The sequence below is a fragment of the Hydrogenophaga sp. genome (genome assembly GCF_028698005.1).
In the GTDB taxonomy this organism is placed as follows: Bacteria; Pseudomonadota; Gammaproteobacteria; order Burkholderiales; family Burkholderiaceae_C; genus Hydrogenophaga.
This window is the reverse complement of sequence record NZ_JAQVEJ010000071.1, coordinates 1-14,141: the sequence shown is the minus strand read 5'-3', so window position 1 is coordinate 14,141 and position 14,141 is coordinate 1. Positions and strand designations below refer to the sequence as shown.

General features: G+C 69.2%; 13 protein-coding genes. 3 read left to right on the top strand and 10 right to left on the bottom strand.

The annotated features are described in order from the left end of the window. The 6 genes from PHQ87_RS08900 to PHQ87_RS08875 form a co-directional block, all read right to left on the bottom strand. Positions 1-3,395: Hpt domain-containing protein (locus PHQ87_RS08900; protein WP_300233150.1), on the bottom strand; the 3,395-nt coding region annotated here is incomplete at its 3' end. A 45-nt stretch (positions 3,396-3,440) separates the two neighbouring features. Continuing rightward, positions 3,441-5,693, bottom strand: a complete 2,253-nt coding sequence (locus tag PHQ87_RS08895; protein ID WP_300233148.1) for a methyl-accepting chemotaxis protein — start codon at positions 5,691-5,693, stop codon at positions 3,441-3,443. A 99-nt stretch (positions 5,694-5,792) separates the two neighbouring features. After that, complete coding sequence (locus PHQ87_RS08890) at positions 5,793-6,320, bottom strand: chemotaxis protein CheW (RefSeq protein WP_300233146.1); 528 nt, start codon at positions 6,318-6,320, stop codon at positions 5,793-5,795. A gap of 34 nt (positions 6,321-6,354) precedes the next feature. Then, positions 6,355-6,720, bottom strand: coding sequence for a response regulator (locus tag PHQ87_RS08885; protein WP_300233145.1), 366 nt, complete (start codon positions 6,718-6,720; stop codon positions 6,355-6,357). Then, positions 6,720-7,118, bottom strand: coding sequence for a response regulator (locus tag PHQ87_RS08880; protein WP_300233143.1), 399 nt, complete (start codon positions 7,116-7,118; stop codon positions 6,720-6,722). The genes PHQ87_RS08885 and PHQ87_RS08880 overlap by 1 nt, the downstream gene beginning before the upstream one ends. 107 nt (positions 7,119-7,225) lie before the next feature. Beyond that, entirely contained in the window at positions 7,226-7,399 is a 174-nt protein-coding gene (locus PHQ87_RS08875) for a rubredoxin (protein WP_300233141.1), read from the bottom strand. A 140-nt stretch (positions 7,400-7,539) separates the two neighbouring features. Between PHQ87_RS08875 and PHQ87_RS08870 the strand changes: the two genes are divergently transcribed. From PHQ87_RS08870 to PHQ87_RS08860, 3 genes are all read left to right on the top strand, one after another. Then, on the top strand, positions 7,540-8,481 hold the full coding sequence (locus tag PHQ87_RS08870) for a bifunctional hydroxymethylpyrimidine kinase/phosphomethylpyrimidine kinase (protein ID WP_300233139.1): 942 nt from the start codon (positions 7,540-7,542) through the stop codon (positions 8,479-8,481). A gap of 27 nt (positions 8,482-8,508) precedes the next feature. Then, positions 8,509-9,810 (top strand): glutamate-1-semialdehyde 2,1-aminomutase, encoded by a 1,302-nt coding sequence (hemL, locus tag PHQ87_RS08865; protein ID WP_300233137.1) that lies wholly within the window; start codon positions 8,509-8,511, stop codon positions 9,808-9,810. Positions 9,811-9,911: 101 nt separating this feature from the next. Continuing rightward, on the top strand, positions 9,912-10,244 hold the full coding sequence (locus tag PHQ87_RS08860) for a DUF6172 family protein (protein WP_300233135.1): 333 nt from the start codon (positions 9,912-9,914) through the stop codon (positions 10,242-10,244). On the opposite strand, the gene PHQ87_RS08855 is transcribed toward PHQ87_RS08860, so the two are convergent. From PHQ87_RS08855 to PHQ87_RS08840, 4 genes are all read right to left on the bottom strand, one after another. Beyond that, the gene (locus tag PHQ87_RS08855) at positions 10,245-11,543 is read right to left on the bottom strand and encodes a DEAD/DEAH box helicase (protein WP_300233133.1); all 1,299 of its coding nucleotides are present in this window, start codon (positions 11,541-11,543) and stop codon (positions 10,245-10,247) included. A gap of 10 nt (positions 11,544-11,553) precedes the next feature. Next, positions 11,554-13,152, bottom strand: a complete 1,599-nt coding sequence (gene purH, locus PHQ87_RS08850) for a bifunctional phosphoribosylaminoimidazolecarboxamide formyltransferase/IMP cyclohydrolase (RefSeq protein WP_300233131.1) — start codon at positions 13,150-13,152, stop codon at positions 11,554-11,556. 52 nt (positions 13,153-13,204) lie between these two features. Beyond that, positions 13,205-13,444: a Fis family transcriptional regulator gene (locus PHQ87_RS08845; RefSeq protein ID WP_300233129.1), complete on the bottom strand. Its 240-nt coding sequence runs from the start codon at positions 13,442-13,444 to the stop codon at positions 13,205-13,207. Continuing rightward, positions 13,441-14,141, bottom strand: a 701-nt coding sequence (locus tag PHQ87_RS08840) for a tRNA-dihydrouridine synthase (RefSeq protein ID WP_300233127.1), incomplete at its 5' end; no start/stop codon positions are given. The genes PHQ87_RS08840 and PHQ87_RS08845, both read right to left, overlap by 4 nt.

The following is a 14,141-nucleotide window of genomic DNA, read 5'->3' as shown; positions in this document are numbered from 1 at the left end:
CGCCGGATGTCTTCGGCGGCATCCACGAACAGCCGGGCCTGCGCTTCGTTGGCCGGGTAGCCGGCCTTCTGGTGCAGGGCGACGGCGGCCAGGGCATGCTCGAGCGCCCGCGCGATGCCGGACAGCGGCTGGAAACCGACCGTGGCCGAGCTGCCCGCCAGCGAATGCGCCAGCGCTTCGGCCTGGTCCCAGAGCGGCCGGTGGCGTTCGAGCGCCCATTCGCTCAGGCCGTTGCACAGGCGTCGTGACCACTCGTCGGCCTCGTTGAGATAGACGTTGTACAGCCGTATGCCCATGCGCAGCGGCCCGACGACCTTGGTTTCATCGTCGGCCGGCACCTCGGGCTCGGGCTCGGGCTCGGCCGCCACGGCGGGAGCCTCCGGCGCGGGTCCGGCCGCGGGCAGCTCCTCGACGTCCGGCACCGGCAGCACCGCCGCATCGGGGGCCAGGAACACGGGCTCGGCCGCGGGCAGTTCCTCGACGTCCGGCACCGGCAGCGCCGCCTCGACGATCTCCAGCTCGGACAGATCGTCGCCGGGGGCAAACGGCCATCCGGCATCGACCGTGGCGGGTGCCTGGGTTTCGGGCAGCGGCTCGTCCGCCGGTGCCGACCCGGTCAGCGCCCCGGCCTCCGACGGCGCCTGTGCACGCCCGGACACGTCGGCCAGGCTGGAAAAATCGATGTCGTCCAGGGGCGCGCCGGCATCGGCGGCGACTGCCGGCAGCGCGGGCGCCTCGTCGTCCAGGGCCCAGGCCCCGTTGTGCGGCGGGACGGTATCCGTGAAATCGGCCGGCAGCGCCTCCTGCGCCGCCACGGCGGGCACCACGTCCGGCACCGGACTTGCGTCGATCGCGGGGGTGGCCGGCAGCTCGGCCACCTCGGCCACGTCGTCACCGGCGGCCGCGTCGGCACCGTCCGGCCGTGCGATCGGCCGCAGCTCGCCCTGGTTGTGCCAGGCTTCGGCACTGGCACGGAAGGCCTGCGCACGCCAGGCCGGCGCCTTGCCGGCGGCGATGTCGTCGCGCCAGGCGGCGAACGCGCCCAGGGCATCGGCCGACAGGCTCAGCAGTTCGGGGGCGACCGGGCGCTGTTCGGCCAGCAGGGCGTTGAGCACCTGCTCCATCGCCCAGGCGGCCTCGCCGAATTCGGCCAGCCCGACCATGCGCGAACTGCCCTTGAGGGTATGGAACGTGCGCCGCAGGGTGGTCTGGTGTTCCAGCTCGCCGGGCGCATCGCGCAAGGCCTCGATCGCGGCCCTGCCCTGTGCGACCACCTCGGCGGCCTCCTCCAGGAAAACGTCCAGCAGGTCGTCGTCGTCCTCGTCGCTGGTGACAGCGGCCGGCACGGCAGGTGCCGGTGGCGGCGGCGGTGCGGACACCACCTGGCTCAGTTCGACCAGCGCCTGGGCGCCGGCCCGGGGATCGGGTGCCACGATGGCCTGCGCCGCCTCGCGCGCGACCTTGGCCACTTCGGGCTGCTCGGCCAGTCCGGCCTGATCGGCCAGCTCCCCCAGCGTTTCACTCAGGCGCGCGAGATCGACGCCCTGCTGGGCCTCGCTGACGACCTGCTGCACGCCTTCGCTGATGACCCGGGCATCCCGCTGGACCGGTTCGCGCACCGTCGGCGCCGACGGCGTGCGGCCCATGAGCGGGATCAGCTCGCCCTTGATCTCGTCGTAAACGAACACCTTCTTGGCCAGTGCCGGCTGGTAGCTCAGCATGTCCACCAGGAAGCTCAGCGCGCTCAGGTTGTCGCCGAGCTGGCGGAACGTGCCGGCCTCGCGGGCCATGGCCTCGTCCACCTCGGTATCGAGGATCTGGTCGATGGTCTGGCGCATGGCCTGCACGGTCTGCACCGCCTGGTCCAGACCCAGGACCGAGAGCACGCCGCGCATCTGCGACAACTGGGTCAGCGCCACGTGCAGACCCGCCTTTTCGACCGGGTTGCGGAAGAACTGGTCGAGGGATTTCTCGGCCTCGGCGAGCGACACCTTGAGCTCGCCCACCACGCTGCCCAGCGTCTGACGATCGCTGACGCGGCGGTACAACTGCTCCATCCAGGGGTCCAGCGGCTGGGCGTTGCCGCCCGCCAGCAGACCGTCGATGCGCGAGGTCAGCGCCCGGATGCGTTCGGCCAGTTCCGGGGCCGAGGGATCGAATTCCTCGAACGCGGCCTCCAGGTACAGCGTCGTCGTGGCCACTTCCATGGCCAGCTCGGGCGGCACACCGTGCGGGTTGCGCACGCCGTGTTCGACGGCCCTGACCAGGGCCTGCGCCAGCGGGTTGCTGCCCGGCAGCAGCTTGATCAGCGAGTCGGCGATCAGGCCGAACTGGTCCACCACCTGGCGGGAGCGGCTGACGTCGCCGCCGGCAAACAGCGACCACGATTCCTTGGCCGCGTTGATGCGCTTGCGGGCCTGCTGCAACAGGGCAGGGTCGTAGCGACCCAGCAAGGCCCGTTCGTAGTCCACCGGTCCGGCATCCGACAGCCCGAAGGCATCGCGCACGGCGCGCAGGTGCTGCGTGTCGCGCTCGCCCGGGTGCGCCTGCGCACAGAAGAACAGCAGGTCGTGCAGCAGGGTCTCGGAGACCTGTTCCTGGCCCTTCGAGAAGGCCGCGTATTGCAGCAGCACACGCGAGGCGGCCCGCTTGACATAGACATCGTCGGCCAGCAGGTCCAGCGCCATGGCCTCGAAATAGGCCGCCGCCACGCGCCAGAAGGTGCCGGCGCGCGACACCCCGGCCTGGCTCGACAGATTGCCGCAGATGCGTGCCAGTTGCTGCGCCGCCGCCGGACTGCGCGACTTGACCACCAGCAGCACCAGCCGGTCCATCAGCGAGCGCAGTTGGACGTCCACCTGCAGGGACGGGCCACCCTCGGGTGGCGGCACCTCGCGCTCGCGGCTTTCAAAGGGCCAGAGATCGGCCGGATGGACCCGCTCGGCACCCGCGATCTGCTGCACGTCGCGGTACTGCGCGAACAGCGCCACCGGCTGGATGGGCTTGCCACCGAGCACACCCTCGAGGTATTCGATGAGGGCGAAGCCGGCCTTCTCGACCGTGGTGGCGGTGTCTTCCGTGCAGGTCAGCGGCTTGAGAGCGAAGCGGTTGACGGCCGCCTCCATTGCGCGCAACACCTGCGCCGGCGCGGTCATGCCGACCATCTCCAGCGCACCGACCGCCTGGTGCAGTTGCTGGCGCGCCAGGCGCAGCGGCGCCGGATCCAGGGCATCGAGGTCATCGCGGCGCGATTGCTCGGACTCCCGGACAAAGCGGCGGATCGACTTGTTGGCGCCGTCGAGCGATTTGCGCAGTTCCTCGAACACCCAAGCCAGGGGGCCGAGATCGGCCATCGGGGTGTCCGGCTGCGGATTGCCTGCAGTGGTATCGAGCATGTTGAAACGCTGGTGGGCCACGGGGGGCGAACGCTGGGCCTGTCGTCAGGCGATCTTGAACCGGGCCACCGACTGGCGCAGCTCCTCGGCCATCGCAGACAGCTCACGCACCTGCTCGGCCGTCGAGCGGGTGCCTTCACCGGTTTGCTCGGTCACCGCAAAGATGTGCTGGATGTTGCCGGCCACTTCGTTGGCGGATTCGGCTTCGCGCAGGGCGGCGTCCGAGATCTGCTCGATCAGCTCGGCCAGCCGGCGCGACACGCGGTCGATCTCGGACAGCGCGGTACCGGCGTTGTCGGAGAGCTTGGCCCCCTCGACCACACCCTGCGTGGAGCGCTCCATGGCGGCCACCGCATCCTGGGTGTCGGTCTGAATCGCCTTCACCAGTGCCGCAATCTGGCGCGTGGCGTCGGCCGAGCGTTCGGCCAGCCGCTGCACTTCTTCCGCCACCACCGAGAAGCCCCGGCCCGCTTCACCGGCCGATGCGGCCTGGATGGCGGCGTTCAGGGCCAGCACGTTGGTCTGTTCGGTAATGTCCGAAATCAGCTCCGTGATTTCACCGATCTCCTGCGAGGATTCGCCCAGGCGCTTGATCCGCTTGGAGGTTTCCTGGATCTGGTCACGGATGGCGTTCATACCGCCGATGGCGTCCTGCACGGCCTGCAGACCGGATTCGGCGGCCTGCAGCGAGGCGCGGGCCACCTGGGCCGACTCCTGGGCTTGCGCGGACACCTCGTTGATGCGCCCGGCCATGTCCACCACCGACTGGCCGGTTTCGCGAATTTCCCGCAGTTGTTCGTTGGAGGTGGCCAGCAGCTCGGTCGAGGTGCTCTCCACCGCCGAGGTCGTCTGCGCCACGCGGGTGGCCGTGACCTGCACGTTGCCCACCAGCGAACGCAGCTCTTCCACCGTGTAGTTCACCGAGTCGGCGATGGCGCCGGTGATGTCCTCGGTCACGGTGGCTTCCTGGGTCAGGTCACCTTCGGCCACCTGCTGCAGTTCGTTCATCAGGCGCAAGATGGCGGCCTGGTTGGCGTCGTTGATGCGCTTGGCTTCGAGCTGCTGCTGCTCGGCCTCCATCCGCTGCGATTCGGCCACGCGCTGGCGCTGGCGGCTGTCCTGCAGTTGCACGTAGGCCAGGCCACCGCCGCAAGCCAGCGCGAACAGGGCCGAGAGCACCAGTGCCACCAGTTCGCCCCCGCCCAGGCCGGAGCCGCCGGAGAGTTTGTCCTGCAGGGACTGCAGTTCCAGACGCAGCGGCTCGCTGTCGGCCACGATGGCGGACTGTGCTTCACGCGCGGACACCAGGCCCTGCAGGTTGCCCAGAATGGCGCCGGCCTCGGTGCGGGTCTGCTCGTACAGCGCCATCAGCGCCTGCAGGCGCTCGCGCACCTGGGCGTCGCGCGCCGGCGTCAGCCGCAGCTCTTCGCTGCCGTTGAGCAGGCCCTCGGTCACTTCCTTGAAGGTGTTCAAGTCCTTGCCAAGCAGGAACACGGCCTCGGGGCTCACCCCTTCCATGGTCAGGAATTCGTTGGCCGATTTACCGATCCGCTGGGTCAGCATCACGAGCTGACCGGCGGCGGAGATCTCGGCCGCCGGCGCGTTCTGCTGCAGCTTCAGCGAAGACACCGTCTCGGCGACTTCCAGCAGATCGGACGACTGCCGGTTGATGGTGCGCAGGGCATCCCCCACCTGCGTCAGGATCTGGGTCTGCGCCAGCACCGCCTGGGCGTTGCGCTCGGCCTGGTCGATCTTGGGCAGCAGCGCATCGAGCTGCGGGCCGTAACCGACGCCCAGCGCATCGACGCCCAGCTCGGTCGAGCCGTTCTTGAGCGCGCGCACCGTGCCGGCCAGCACAGTGGAGGCCTCGCGCACCTCGGGGAAGGCGCTGGGGTTGCCCACCAGGGCCTGCGACACGCTCTTGGCCAGCCGCTGCGACTGCATCAGCGCCTGACCGCTGGCGGCCACCTGCTGGCCGACCTTCTCGGTCTGGCTGAGCACGTACAGCGTCACGCCACCGAGCACCAGCAGGCCAGCGCCCAGCATGATCGTCAGGGTGCGCTGGTGACGCGCCGCGGGGCGGCGGCCCAGCAGAGGCACATCCACCAGACCCTCCTGGGCCAGGCGCACCTCTTCGGGGGTGGCCATCTGGCTGTCGGTGTTGCCGTCTTCATCGGCGCTGCGGGTGGCCAGGCCTTGTGCGGCCAACCGGGCGATGTCCTGTTCCGACGTGACGGACGCATCCAGTTCCTCTGCCCCGGAACCCTTCTTTTTGAACAGCGTATCGAAGATGGCCATGAAAAAACCTTCCAACTGAAAAACCAAAGCAATCCGCGCGGACCACCGGGCCACTCGCCCGGACGCGCCCACCGCTTAGCCGCATCCGCGGTTCACGCCTCAGGCCGCAATGGCCAGGAATTCGGGCTCGCCCACCAGGCGCTGCAGGTCAAGCTCCTGCCAGGCCTGCCCCTGCTCGTCGAGCAGGACCCGTGTGACATAGGCAGGCGCATCGACCGGGCGCTCGCCGACGGCCTTGAACATGGTGGTGTTTCGCAAACCGAGCAGGCGGTCGATCCAGAGCACGGCGTTGACGCCCAGCGCCGCATGCAGACTGACCAGCCGCGATTCGGAGGTGATGCGCTCGGCGGACGGCCGCAACTCGCTGCCCGTCAGACGGGCCAGATCGATCACCCCATGGAGGCCGCCGCGCAGGTTGGCCACGCCCAGGTACCAGGGCTTGGTGTAGGGCACGGGCTGGATCGGCGACCAGGGAAAAATTTCACCCGACTGCACCAGCGGCAGCAGGTAGCGCTGCGCGCCCGTTTCAACGGCCAGCCACGCGGCTGTCGACGCCTCGATCCGGGCAGCGGTCAGGCGCTGTGCAAGGCGTTCCTGGAGTTCCTTGAGTGACTGTCGGTTGGCCATGCTGAATGAGTGCGATCACCTGGGCGAGCAGGGCTCAACCCAGCGCCCTGATCTTGGACAGCAGCTCGTCGGCATCGACCGGTTTCGTGACGTAGTCACGGGCCCCCTGACGCATCCCCCAGACGCGGTCGGTTTCCTGGTTCTTGCTGGTGCACATGACGATCGGGATGCTGGAGTACTGGGGGTCACGGGCAATGGCCCGGGTCAACTGAAAGCCATTCTGACCGGGCATGACAACGTCCATCAGGATCAGGTCGGGCTTTTCCTCGCCGAGCCGACGAAAGGCCTCTTCGGCGTTCTCGGCGGTGCGCACGGTGTAGCCATTTTTTCCCAGCAGGTCCGACAGGACCATCAGTTCGGTCTTGGAATCGTCGACGACGAGCACTTTTCGGATAGGCATCACTGGGCTCCGTTGGGGTGGTGAACACCGAACTGCTGCACCGCTTGCAGCAGCTGGTCCTTGGTAAAAGGTTTGGTCAGGTAGTCCTGCGACCCCACCATGCGGCCCCGTGCCTTGTCGAACACGCCGTCCTTGGACGAGAGCATGACGACGGGGATGTCGGCGAAGCGGGCATTGCGCTTGATGATGGCGCAGGTCTGGTAGCCGTCCAGGCGGGGCATCAGGATGTCGCAGAACACCAGGTCGGGCTGGTAGTCGTTGATCTTGGCCAGGGCATCGAAACCGTCATCGGCCAGCAGCACCTCGTGGCCACCCTGCTTGAGAAAGATTTCCGCACTGCGCCGGATGGTGTTGCTGTCGTCCACCACCAGCACCTTGAGGGGCGTTGTCGTGTTCACCGATGTGTCCTCCACGCTGACCGCCGACACCGGCGGCATGCTCGACCCATTGTTTCAGTCCGGCCCGATACCATGGCACTGGACAGGGACCGTTGCCGATCCGGGGTTCAGATCTGCACCATTTCGAAGTCTTCCTTGCGTGCCCCGCATTCGGGACAGGTCCAGTTCATGGGCACCTGTGACCAGGGGGTGCCGGCAGCGATGCCGTGCTCGGGATCGCCGGCGGCCTCGTCGTAGATCCAGCCGCAAATCAGGCACATCCAAGTCTTGCTTTCGCTCATCGTCGTCAGGGTCTCTGGCAGATAGAATGGATTCATTGTATCGACCCACTGACGGGGAAACCGCCGGCACGGCGCCGGTGATCCAGTGCATTCCACCGTCTGCCGGGTCAAGCCCGCCAGGGCCTGAAGGTGTGCCTGTCATGTCCGACTCCCCCCCTCCCTTCGACGCTGCCGACACCGGCCTGCCCTGCGTCATGGCGTTCAATGCCAACGACCCCAGCGGGGCCGGCGGGCTGAGCGCCGACCTGACGGCCATGTCCAGCGCGTCGGTGCACGTGCTGGCCGTGGTCACCGGCACCTACGTGCGGGACACCTCGGAGGTGCACGACCACATCGCGTTCGACGAGGAGGTGGTGGCCGACCAGGCCCGCTGCGCCCTGGAGGACGTGCCGGTGCGCGCCATCAAGGTCGGCTTCGTCGGCTCGCCCGAGAACCTGAGCACCATCGCCGGCATCGCCAGCGACTACCACGAGCTGCCGCTGGTCACCTACATGCCCGACCTGTCGTGGTGGGACGACCTGGACATCGAGACCTACCAGGACGCGCTGACCGAGCTGCTGCTGCCGCAGACCACCGTGCTGGTGGGCAACCACAGCACGCTGTGCCGCTGGCTGATGCCCGAGTGGGAGGGCGAGCGCGCACCGAACGCGCGCGAGGTGGCCCGTGCCGCGGCCGTGCACGGTGTGGCCTTCACGCTGGTGACCGGCATCAACACCGCCGACCAGTTCCTCGAAAGCCACCTGGCCAGCCCGGAGGAGGTGCTGGCCTCGGCGCGCTACGAGCGCTTCGAGGCCACCTTCAGCGGTGCCGGCGACACGCTGTCAGCCGCGCTGTGTGCCCTGATCGCCAGCGGCAACGACCTGCAGTCGGCCTGCGCCGAGGCCCTGAACTACCTCGATCAATGCCTCAATGCCGGCTTCCAGCCGGGCATGGGCCACGCGGTGCCCGACCGCCTGTTCTGGGCCCACGACGGCGAAGAGGTCGAGGCGGACGATGAGGCCGGTGCGGCCGCGCCGGCGGCCGAAAGCACCGACACGCGCCTGGACGACGACGACTTTCCTCTTGACACCACCCGCCACTGAGCGGATGCAACCTGCCCCCAACGACCCATGACCGACCGCAATCTCGACCTGTTCGAACGTGCCAAGACCCTCATCCCCGGTGGCGTGAACTCGCCCGTGCGCGCCTTCCGCGCCGTCGGTGGCACGCCGCGCTTCGTGCAACGCGCCCAGGGCGCCTGCTTCTGGGACGCCAACGGACAGCGCTACATCGACTACATCGGCTCCTGGGGCCCGATGATCCTCGGCCACGGTCACCCGGCCGTGCTGGAAGCGGTGCAGAAGGCCGCGCTCGACGGTTTCTCCTTCGGTGCACCGACCGAGCGCGAGGTGGAACTGGCCGAGGAGATCGTCAAACTGGTGCCCAGCCTGGAGATGGTGCGGCTGGTCAGCTCGGGCACCGAGGCCGGCATGAGCGCGATCCGGCTGGCACGCGGCGCCACCGGCCGCAAGACCATCATCAAGTTCGAGGGCTGCTACCACGGCCACGCCGACGCCCTGCTGGTCAAGGCGGGTTCGGGCCTGGCGACCTTCGGCAACCCGACCAGTGCCGGCGTGCCGCCCGAGGTGGTGCAGCACACGCTGGTGCTCGAGTACAACAACGTCGAGCAGATCGAGGCGGCATTCGCGCAGCACGGCGCCGACATCGCCTGCGTGATCATCGAGCCGATCGCCGGCAACATGAACTTCGTGCGCGCCAGCGTGCCCTTCGTGACGCGCATCCGCGAGCTGTGCACGCAGCACGGCGCGCTGTTCGTCTTCGACGAGGTGATGACGGGCTTCCGCGTCGGGCTGGGCAGCGCCCAGGGCCATTACGCCCGCCTGATCCCCGGCTTCGAGCCCGACATGACGGTGATGGGCAAGGTGATCGGTGGCGGCATGCCGCTGGCGGCCTTCGGCGGCAAGCGCGCCGTGATGGAGCAGCTCGCCCCGCTGGGCCCGGTGTACCAGGCCGGCACGCTCAGCGGCAACCCGGTGGCCACGGCCTGCGGCCTGGCCACGCTGCGCGAGATCCAGAAGCCCGGCTTCTTCGAGGCCCTGTCGGCCCGGACGCAGACGCTGGTCGATGGCCTGAAGGCCGCCGCGGCCGCCGAGGGCGTGCCCTTCAGCGCCGATTGCCAGGGCGGCATGTTCGGTTTCTTCCTGCTGCCCGAGCTGCCGCAGAACTACGCTGCCGTGATGCAAAGCGACGGCGCCCGCTTCAACGTGCTGTTCCACGGCCTGCTGGAGCGCGGTGTGTACATTGCACCGGCGCTGTACGAGGCCGGCTTCGTGAGCGCGGCACACACCGACGAGGACATTGCGGCGACGGTGGCGGCGGCGCGCGAGGTGTTCGCGCGCCTGGGCGCCTGAGGCCATGCCCGGACACCGGCAGGCCCGCGCCCCGGCGGCGATAATGCCGTGACTGCATCACGTCCATCCCGGGCCGTGGCCACCCGAGAAGGACGATCCCCATGCGCAAGACCTATCCCCTGCAAGCCCAAGGCAAGAAGCACCCGGACCGGGTGCTGGATGCCGTCAAGCACGACATCCGCCGCTATTTCCGGCGCGAACGCGAACGCCCGCTGCCGGCCGGGGCGGATTTCTGGGATTTCGACTGCCGGGTCGGTGCCAGCGCCGACAGCGCCGAGACCGTGCGCGTGAGCGAGGTCATCGCTGCCGTGGATGCGCTGGCGCGCTCGGGCGCGGAAGCCGTGTACGTGGAGATCCTCGGCAAGCACGGGGTGCGCGCACCCCGGCCCCCGCAAGACGAGGCGCCGGCGGCAGACCCGTCGGCCGCCTCCTGATCAGCCCCGCGGGGGCTCCTTGCCGGCGGCAGCGGCCGCGGCCTGTGCGGCGCGCAGCTTGTCCTTCTTGCTGGGCCGGCGTCCCTTGATGCCGCCACCGTCGGGAGCCACCCGGGCCACGACAGGCACGGGTGCCTGCGTCGGCTCGAAGCCGGGCACCGGCTCCGGCACCCGATCGATGCCCGTGCGCTGGCGGATCACGCCCCAGTGGGCATTGGTCTGGGCGGTCACGAAGCTCCAGGCCTCGCCCTGGGCACCGGCACGACCGGTGCGCCCGATGCGGTGGGTGTGGTCGGTGGCCGAGCGCGGCAGGTCGTAGTTCACCACCACCGGCAGGTGCGCGATGTCGATGCCGCGCGCGGCCAGATCGGTGGTCACCAGCACGCGCAGACGCCCGGCCTTGAAGTCGGCCAGCACCCGCTGGCGCGCCCCCTGGGCCAGCTCGCCGTGCAGGGGTGCGGCCGCGATGCCGGCGCGCGCCAGTTTGGCGGCCACGTGCTCGCAGGCGTACCGGGTGGCCACGAACACCAGCGCGCGCGGCCAGCCCTGCGTGGCCAGCAGGTGGCACAGCAAGGCCGTGCGCCGGGGCGCATCGACGGCCACGACGTGCTGCCGGATGTCGGGGTGTGGCGTGCCCTCACCCCCCGCGGGCGCGGCGTCGGGGGCCTGCACGCCCAGCCGCAGCGGATCGTGCAGCACGGCCTCGGCCAGGGCCTGCACCTCGGGCGCGAAGGTGGCCGAGAACAGCAGCGTCTGCCGCTGCGCCGGCAGCAGCGCGAGCACGCGCTGCAGTTCATCGGCAAAGCCGGCATCGAGCAGGCGGTCGGCCTCGTCCAGCACCAGTTGCTGCACGTCGCCCAGGCGCACCGCCTGGTGCGCCACCAGATCGAGCAGGCGGCCGGGGGTGGCCACCAGAATGTCCGCACCACCGCGCAGCGCCATCATCTGCGGGTTGATGGACACGCCGCCATGGACCACGCCCACCCGCAGGAACAGCGGCCAGGCCAGGTGCGTGAGCACCTCGCCCACCTGCAGCGCGAGCTCGCGCGTGGGCAGCAGCACCAGCGTGCGCACGGGGCGGCGGTAGCCGTCGCGGCGGGCGGCACGCTCGTGGCCCTGCACGATGGGCAGGGCAAACGCCAGCGTCTTGCCCGAACCGGTGGGCGCCGCTGCCCAGACGTCGCGCCCCTGCAGCACGGGCGCCATCACCCGGGCCTGGATCGGCGTGGGCTCGGCCAGGCCCATGTCGGCCACCGCGCGCCGCAGCGCCGGGCCCAGGCCGAGGGTGTCGAAGCTCACCGCGCGGCCATCAATGGCGGAAGTGGCGCACGCCGGAGAAGACCATGACCACGCCGCGCTCGTCGGCAGCATCGATCACCTCCTGATCGCGCACCGAGCCACCGGGCTGGATCACGCAGGTGGCGCCATGGTCGATGACCACGTCCAGGCCGTCGCGGAACGGGAAGAAGGCGTCGCTGGCCACGGCCGTGCCCTGCAGGCTGAGCTTGGCGTGCTCGGCCTTGATGCTGGCGATGCGGGCCGAATCCAGACGGCTCATCTGGCCGGCGCCCACGCCCATGGTCATGCCGTCCTTGCAGAACACGATGGCATTGCTCTTGACGAACTTGGCCACCTTCCAGGCGAACATCAGGTCGTCGAGCTGCTGTTCGGTGGGTTGCAACTTCGTGACCACCTTGAGGTCGGCGCGCTGCAGCACGTGGTTGTCGGCACTCTGGATCAGCAGGCCCGAGCCCACGCGCTTGGTGTCGGACAGATTCAGGCCCTGCGCCCAGGCACTGGCGCCCCCGGGAGGCAGGTCGATGTGCAGCACGCGCACGTTGGCCTTGGCCTTGAAGATGGCCAGCGCCTCGTCGCTGTAGCCGGGCGCCATCAGCACCTCGACGAATTGCTTGCTCACGGCCTCGGCCGCCGCCTTGTCCACCGGGCGGTTGAAGGCGATGATGCCGCCGAAGGCGCTGGTGGGGTCGGTCTGGAAGGCCTTGCTGTAGGCCTCGTGGGCGTCCTTGCCCACCGCCACGCCGCAGGGGTTGGCGTGCTTCACGATGACACAGGCGGGCGCGTCGAAGCTCTTGACGCACTCCCAGGCGGCGTCGGCATCGGCGATGTTGTTGTAGCTCAGCTCCTTGCCCTGGAGCTGCTTGGCCGTGACGAGCGAGCCCGGTGCCGGGTACAGGTCGCGGTAGAAGGCGGCGCTCTGGTGCGGGTTCTCGCCGTAGCGCAGGTCCTGCAGCTTGACGAAGCGGCTGTTGACCTGGTCGGGGTATTCCTTGCGCCTGGGCGTGCCGGTCAGCGCGGCACCCTCGGCGTCGATGTCGATCGACGAGAGGTAGTCGCTGATGGCGCCGTCGTAGTTGCTGATGCGGTTGAACGCGGCCACCGACAGGGCAAAACGGGTTTTGTCGGAGAGCTTGCCGTGGGCCTTGAGCTCCTCGATCACGCCGGCGTACTGGGCCGCGTCGGTGAGCACCGCCACGTCCTTCCAGTTCTTGGCCGCGCTGCGCACCATGGCCGGGCCGCCGATGTCGATGTTCTCGATCGCGTCCTCCAGCGTGCAGCCGGGCTGGGCCACGGTGGCCTCGAACGGGTAGAGGTTGACCACCAGGATGTCGATGGTCTCGATGCCGTGCTGTTGCAGCGCGGCCATGTGCTCGGGCAGGTCGCGGCGCGCCAGCAGGCCGCCGTGCACCTTGGGATGCAGGGTCTTGACGCGGCCGTCGAGCATTTCGGGGAAGGCGGTGACCTCGGCCACCTCGGTGACCGGCAGGCCCTGGTCGGCCAGCAGCCTGGCGGTGCCGCCGGTGGAAATGAGCGAGACACCCAGGCCGTGCAGGGCCTGGGCGAGCTCGACGATGCCGGCCTTGTCGGAGACGGAAATCAGTGCGCGCATAAGAGGTTCAGCGTTGGAGATGGAAAAAGGGGATGGTGCCTGTTCACAGGCCCTAGTCGGCAAGCTTGTGTTCGAGCAGCTTCTTGCGCAAGGTGTTGCGGTTCAGGCCCAGCCATTGCGCGGCGCGCGACTGGTTGCGGCCGGCCTGCTCCATGACGACTTCCAGCAGCGGCCTTTCGACCGCCTTGACCAGCATGTCGTACAGGTCGGCCGGATCGGTGCCGTCGAGGTCTCGAAAATAGGCTTGCAGGCTGGCGCGCACACACTCGTGCAGGTTGTAGTTCTGGCTCATGCGGCAAGTTTCCAGGGAAGGGGCTGGGACAGGGGGATCGGGGATGCCAGCGATTGGCCGGCCGCCCAGGCGTCGAGCGTGTCATGCACGCACGCCAGTTGTGCCTCGCAGCTCGTCAGGGCGTTGATGCGCTGGCGGAACGCCGCGGCTTCGGTGGCCGGCACCGGCAGGGCCTGCGCGTACCAGCCCAGGTGCTTGCGCGCGCTGCGCACGCCGGTGTATTCGCCGTAAAGCTGGTAATGGTCTTGCAGGTGGTCGAGCAGCCAGGACTTGACCTCGCCCAGCTCGGGTGGTGGCGCCTCCTGGCCGGTGGCCAGGACGTGCGCGATCTCGCGGAAGATCCAGGGTCGGCCCTGGGCCGCGCGACCGATCATGAGGGCATCGGCGCCGGTCTGGCGCAGGACCTCGGCGGCCTTGCGCGGTGAATCGATGTCGCCGTTGGCCACCACAGGAATGCGCACCTGCTGCTTGATGTGGGCCACGGTGTCGTGCTCGGCAGCGCCGCGGTAGCCCTGTTCGCGCGTGCGTCCATGGACAGTGAGCATCTGCACGCCGGCCGCCTCGGCAGCCCGGGCGATGGTGGGCGCGTTGCGGCCGTCGGCGCTCCAGCCGGTGCGCATCTTGAGGGTGACGGGCACGCCATGCGGCGCGCAGGCGGCGACCACGGCCTCTATGATGCCGATGGCCAGCGCCTCGT

Coding starts and splice junctions, on each gene's coding strand:
- PHQ87_RS08860 (WP_300233135.1), top strand. CDS start 9,912: ATGCGCAAGACCTATCCCCTGCAAGCCCAAGGCAAGAAGCACCCGGAC.
- purH (WP_300233131.1), bottom strand. CDS start 13,152: ATGCGCGCACTGATTTCCGTCTCCGACAAGGCCGGCATCGTCGAGCTC.
- PHQ87_RS08875 (WP_300233141.1), bottom strand. CDS start 7,399: ATGAGCGAAAGCAAGACTTGGATGTGCCTGATTTGCGGCTGGATCTAC.
- PHQ87_RS08885 (WP_300233145.1), bottom strand. CDS start 6,720: ATGCCTATCCGAAAAGTGCTCGTCGTCGACGATTCCAAGACCGAACTG.
- hemL (WP_300233137.1), top strand. CDS start 8,509: ATGACCGACCGCAATCTCGACCTGTTCGAACGTGCCAAGACCCTCATC.
- PHQ87_RS08845 (WP_300233129.1), bottom strand. CDS start 13,444: ATGAGCCAGAACTACAACCTGCACGAGTGTGTGCGCGCCAGCCTGCAA.
- PHQ87_RS08890 (WP_300233146.1), bottom strand. CDS start 6,320: ATGGCCAACCGACAGTCACTCAAGGAACTCCAGGAACGCCTTGCACAG.
- PHQ87_RS08895 (WP_300233148.1), bottom strand. CDS start 5,693: ATGGCCATCTTCGATACGCTGTTCAAAAAGAAGGGTTCCGGGGCAGAG.
- PHQ87_RS08870 (WP_300233139.1), top strand. CDS start 7,540: ATGTCCGACTCCCCCCCTCCCTTCGACGCTGCCGACACCGGCCTGCCC.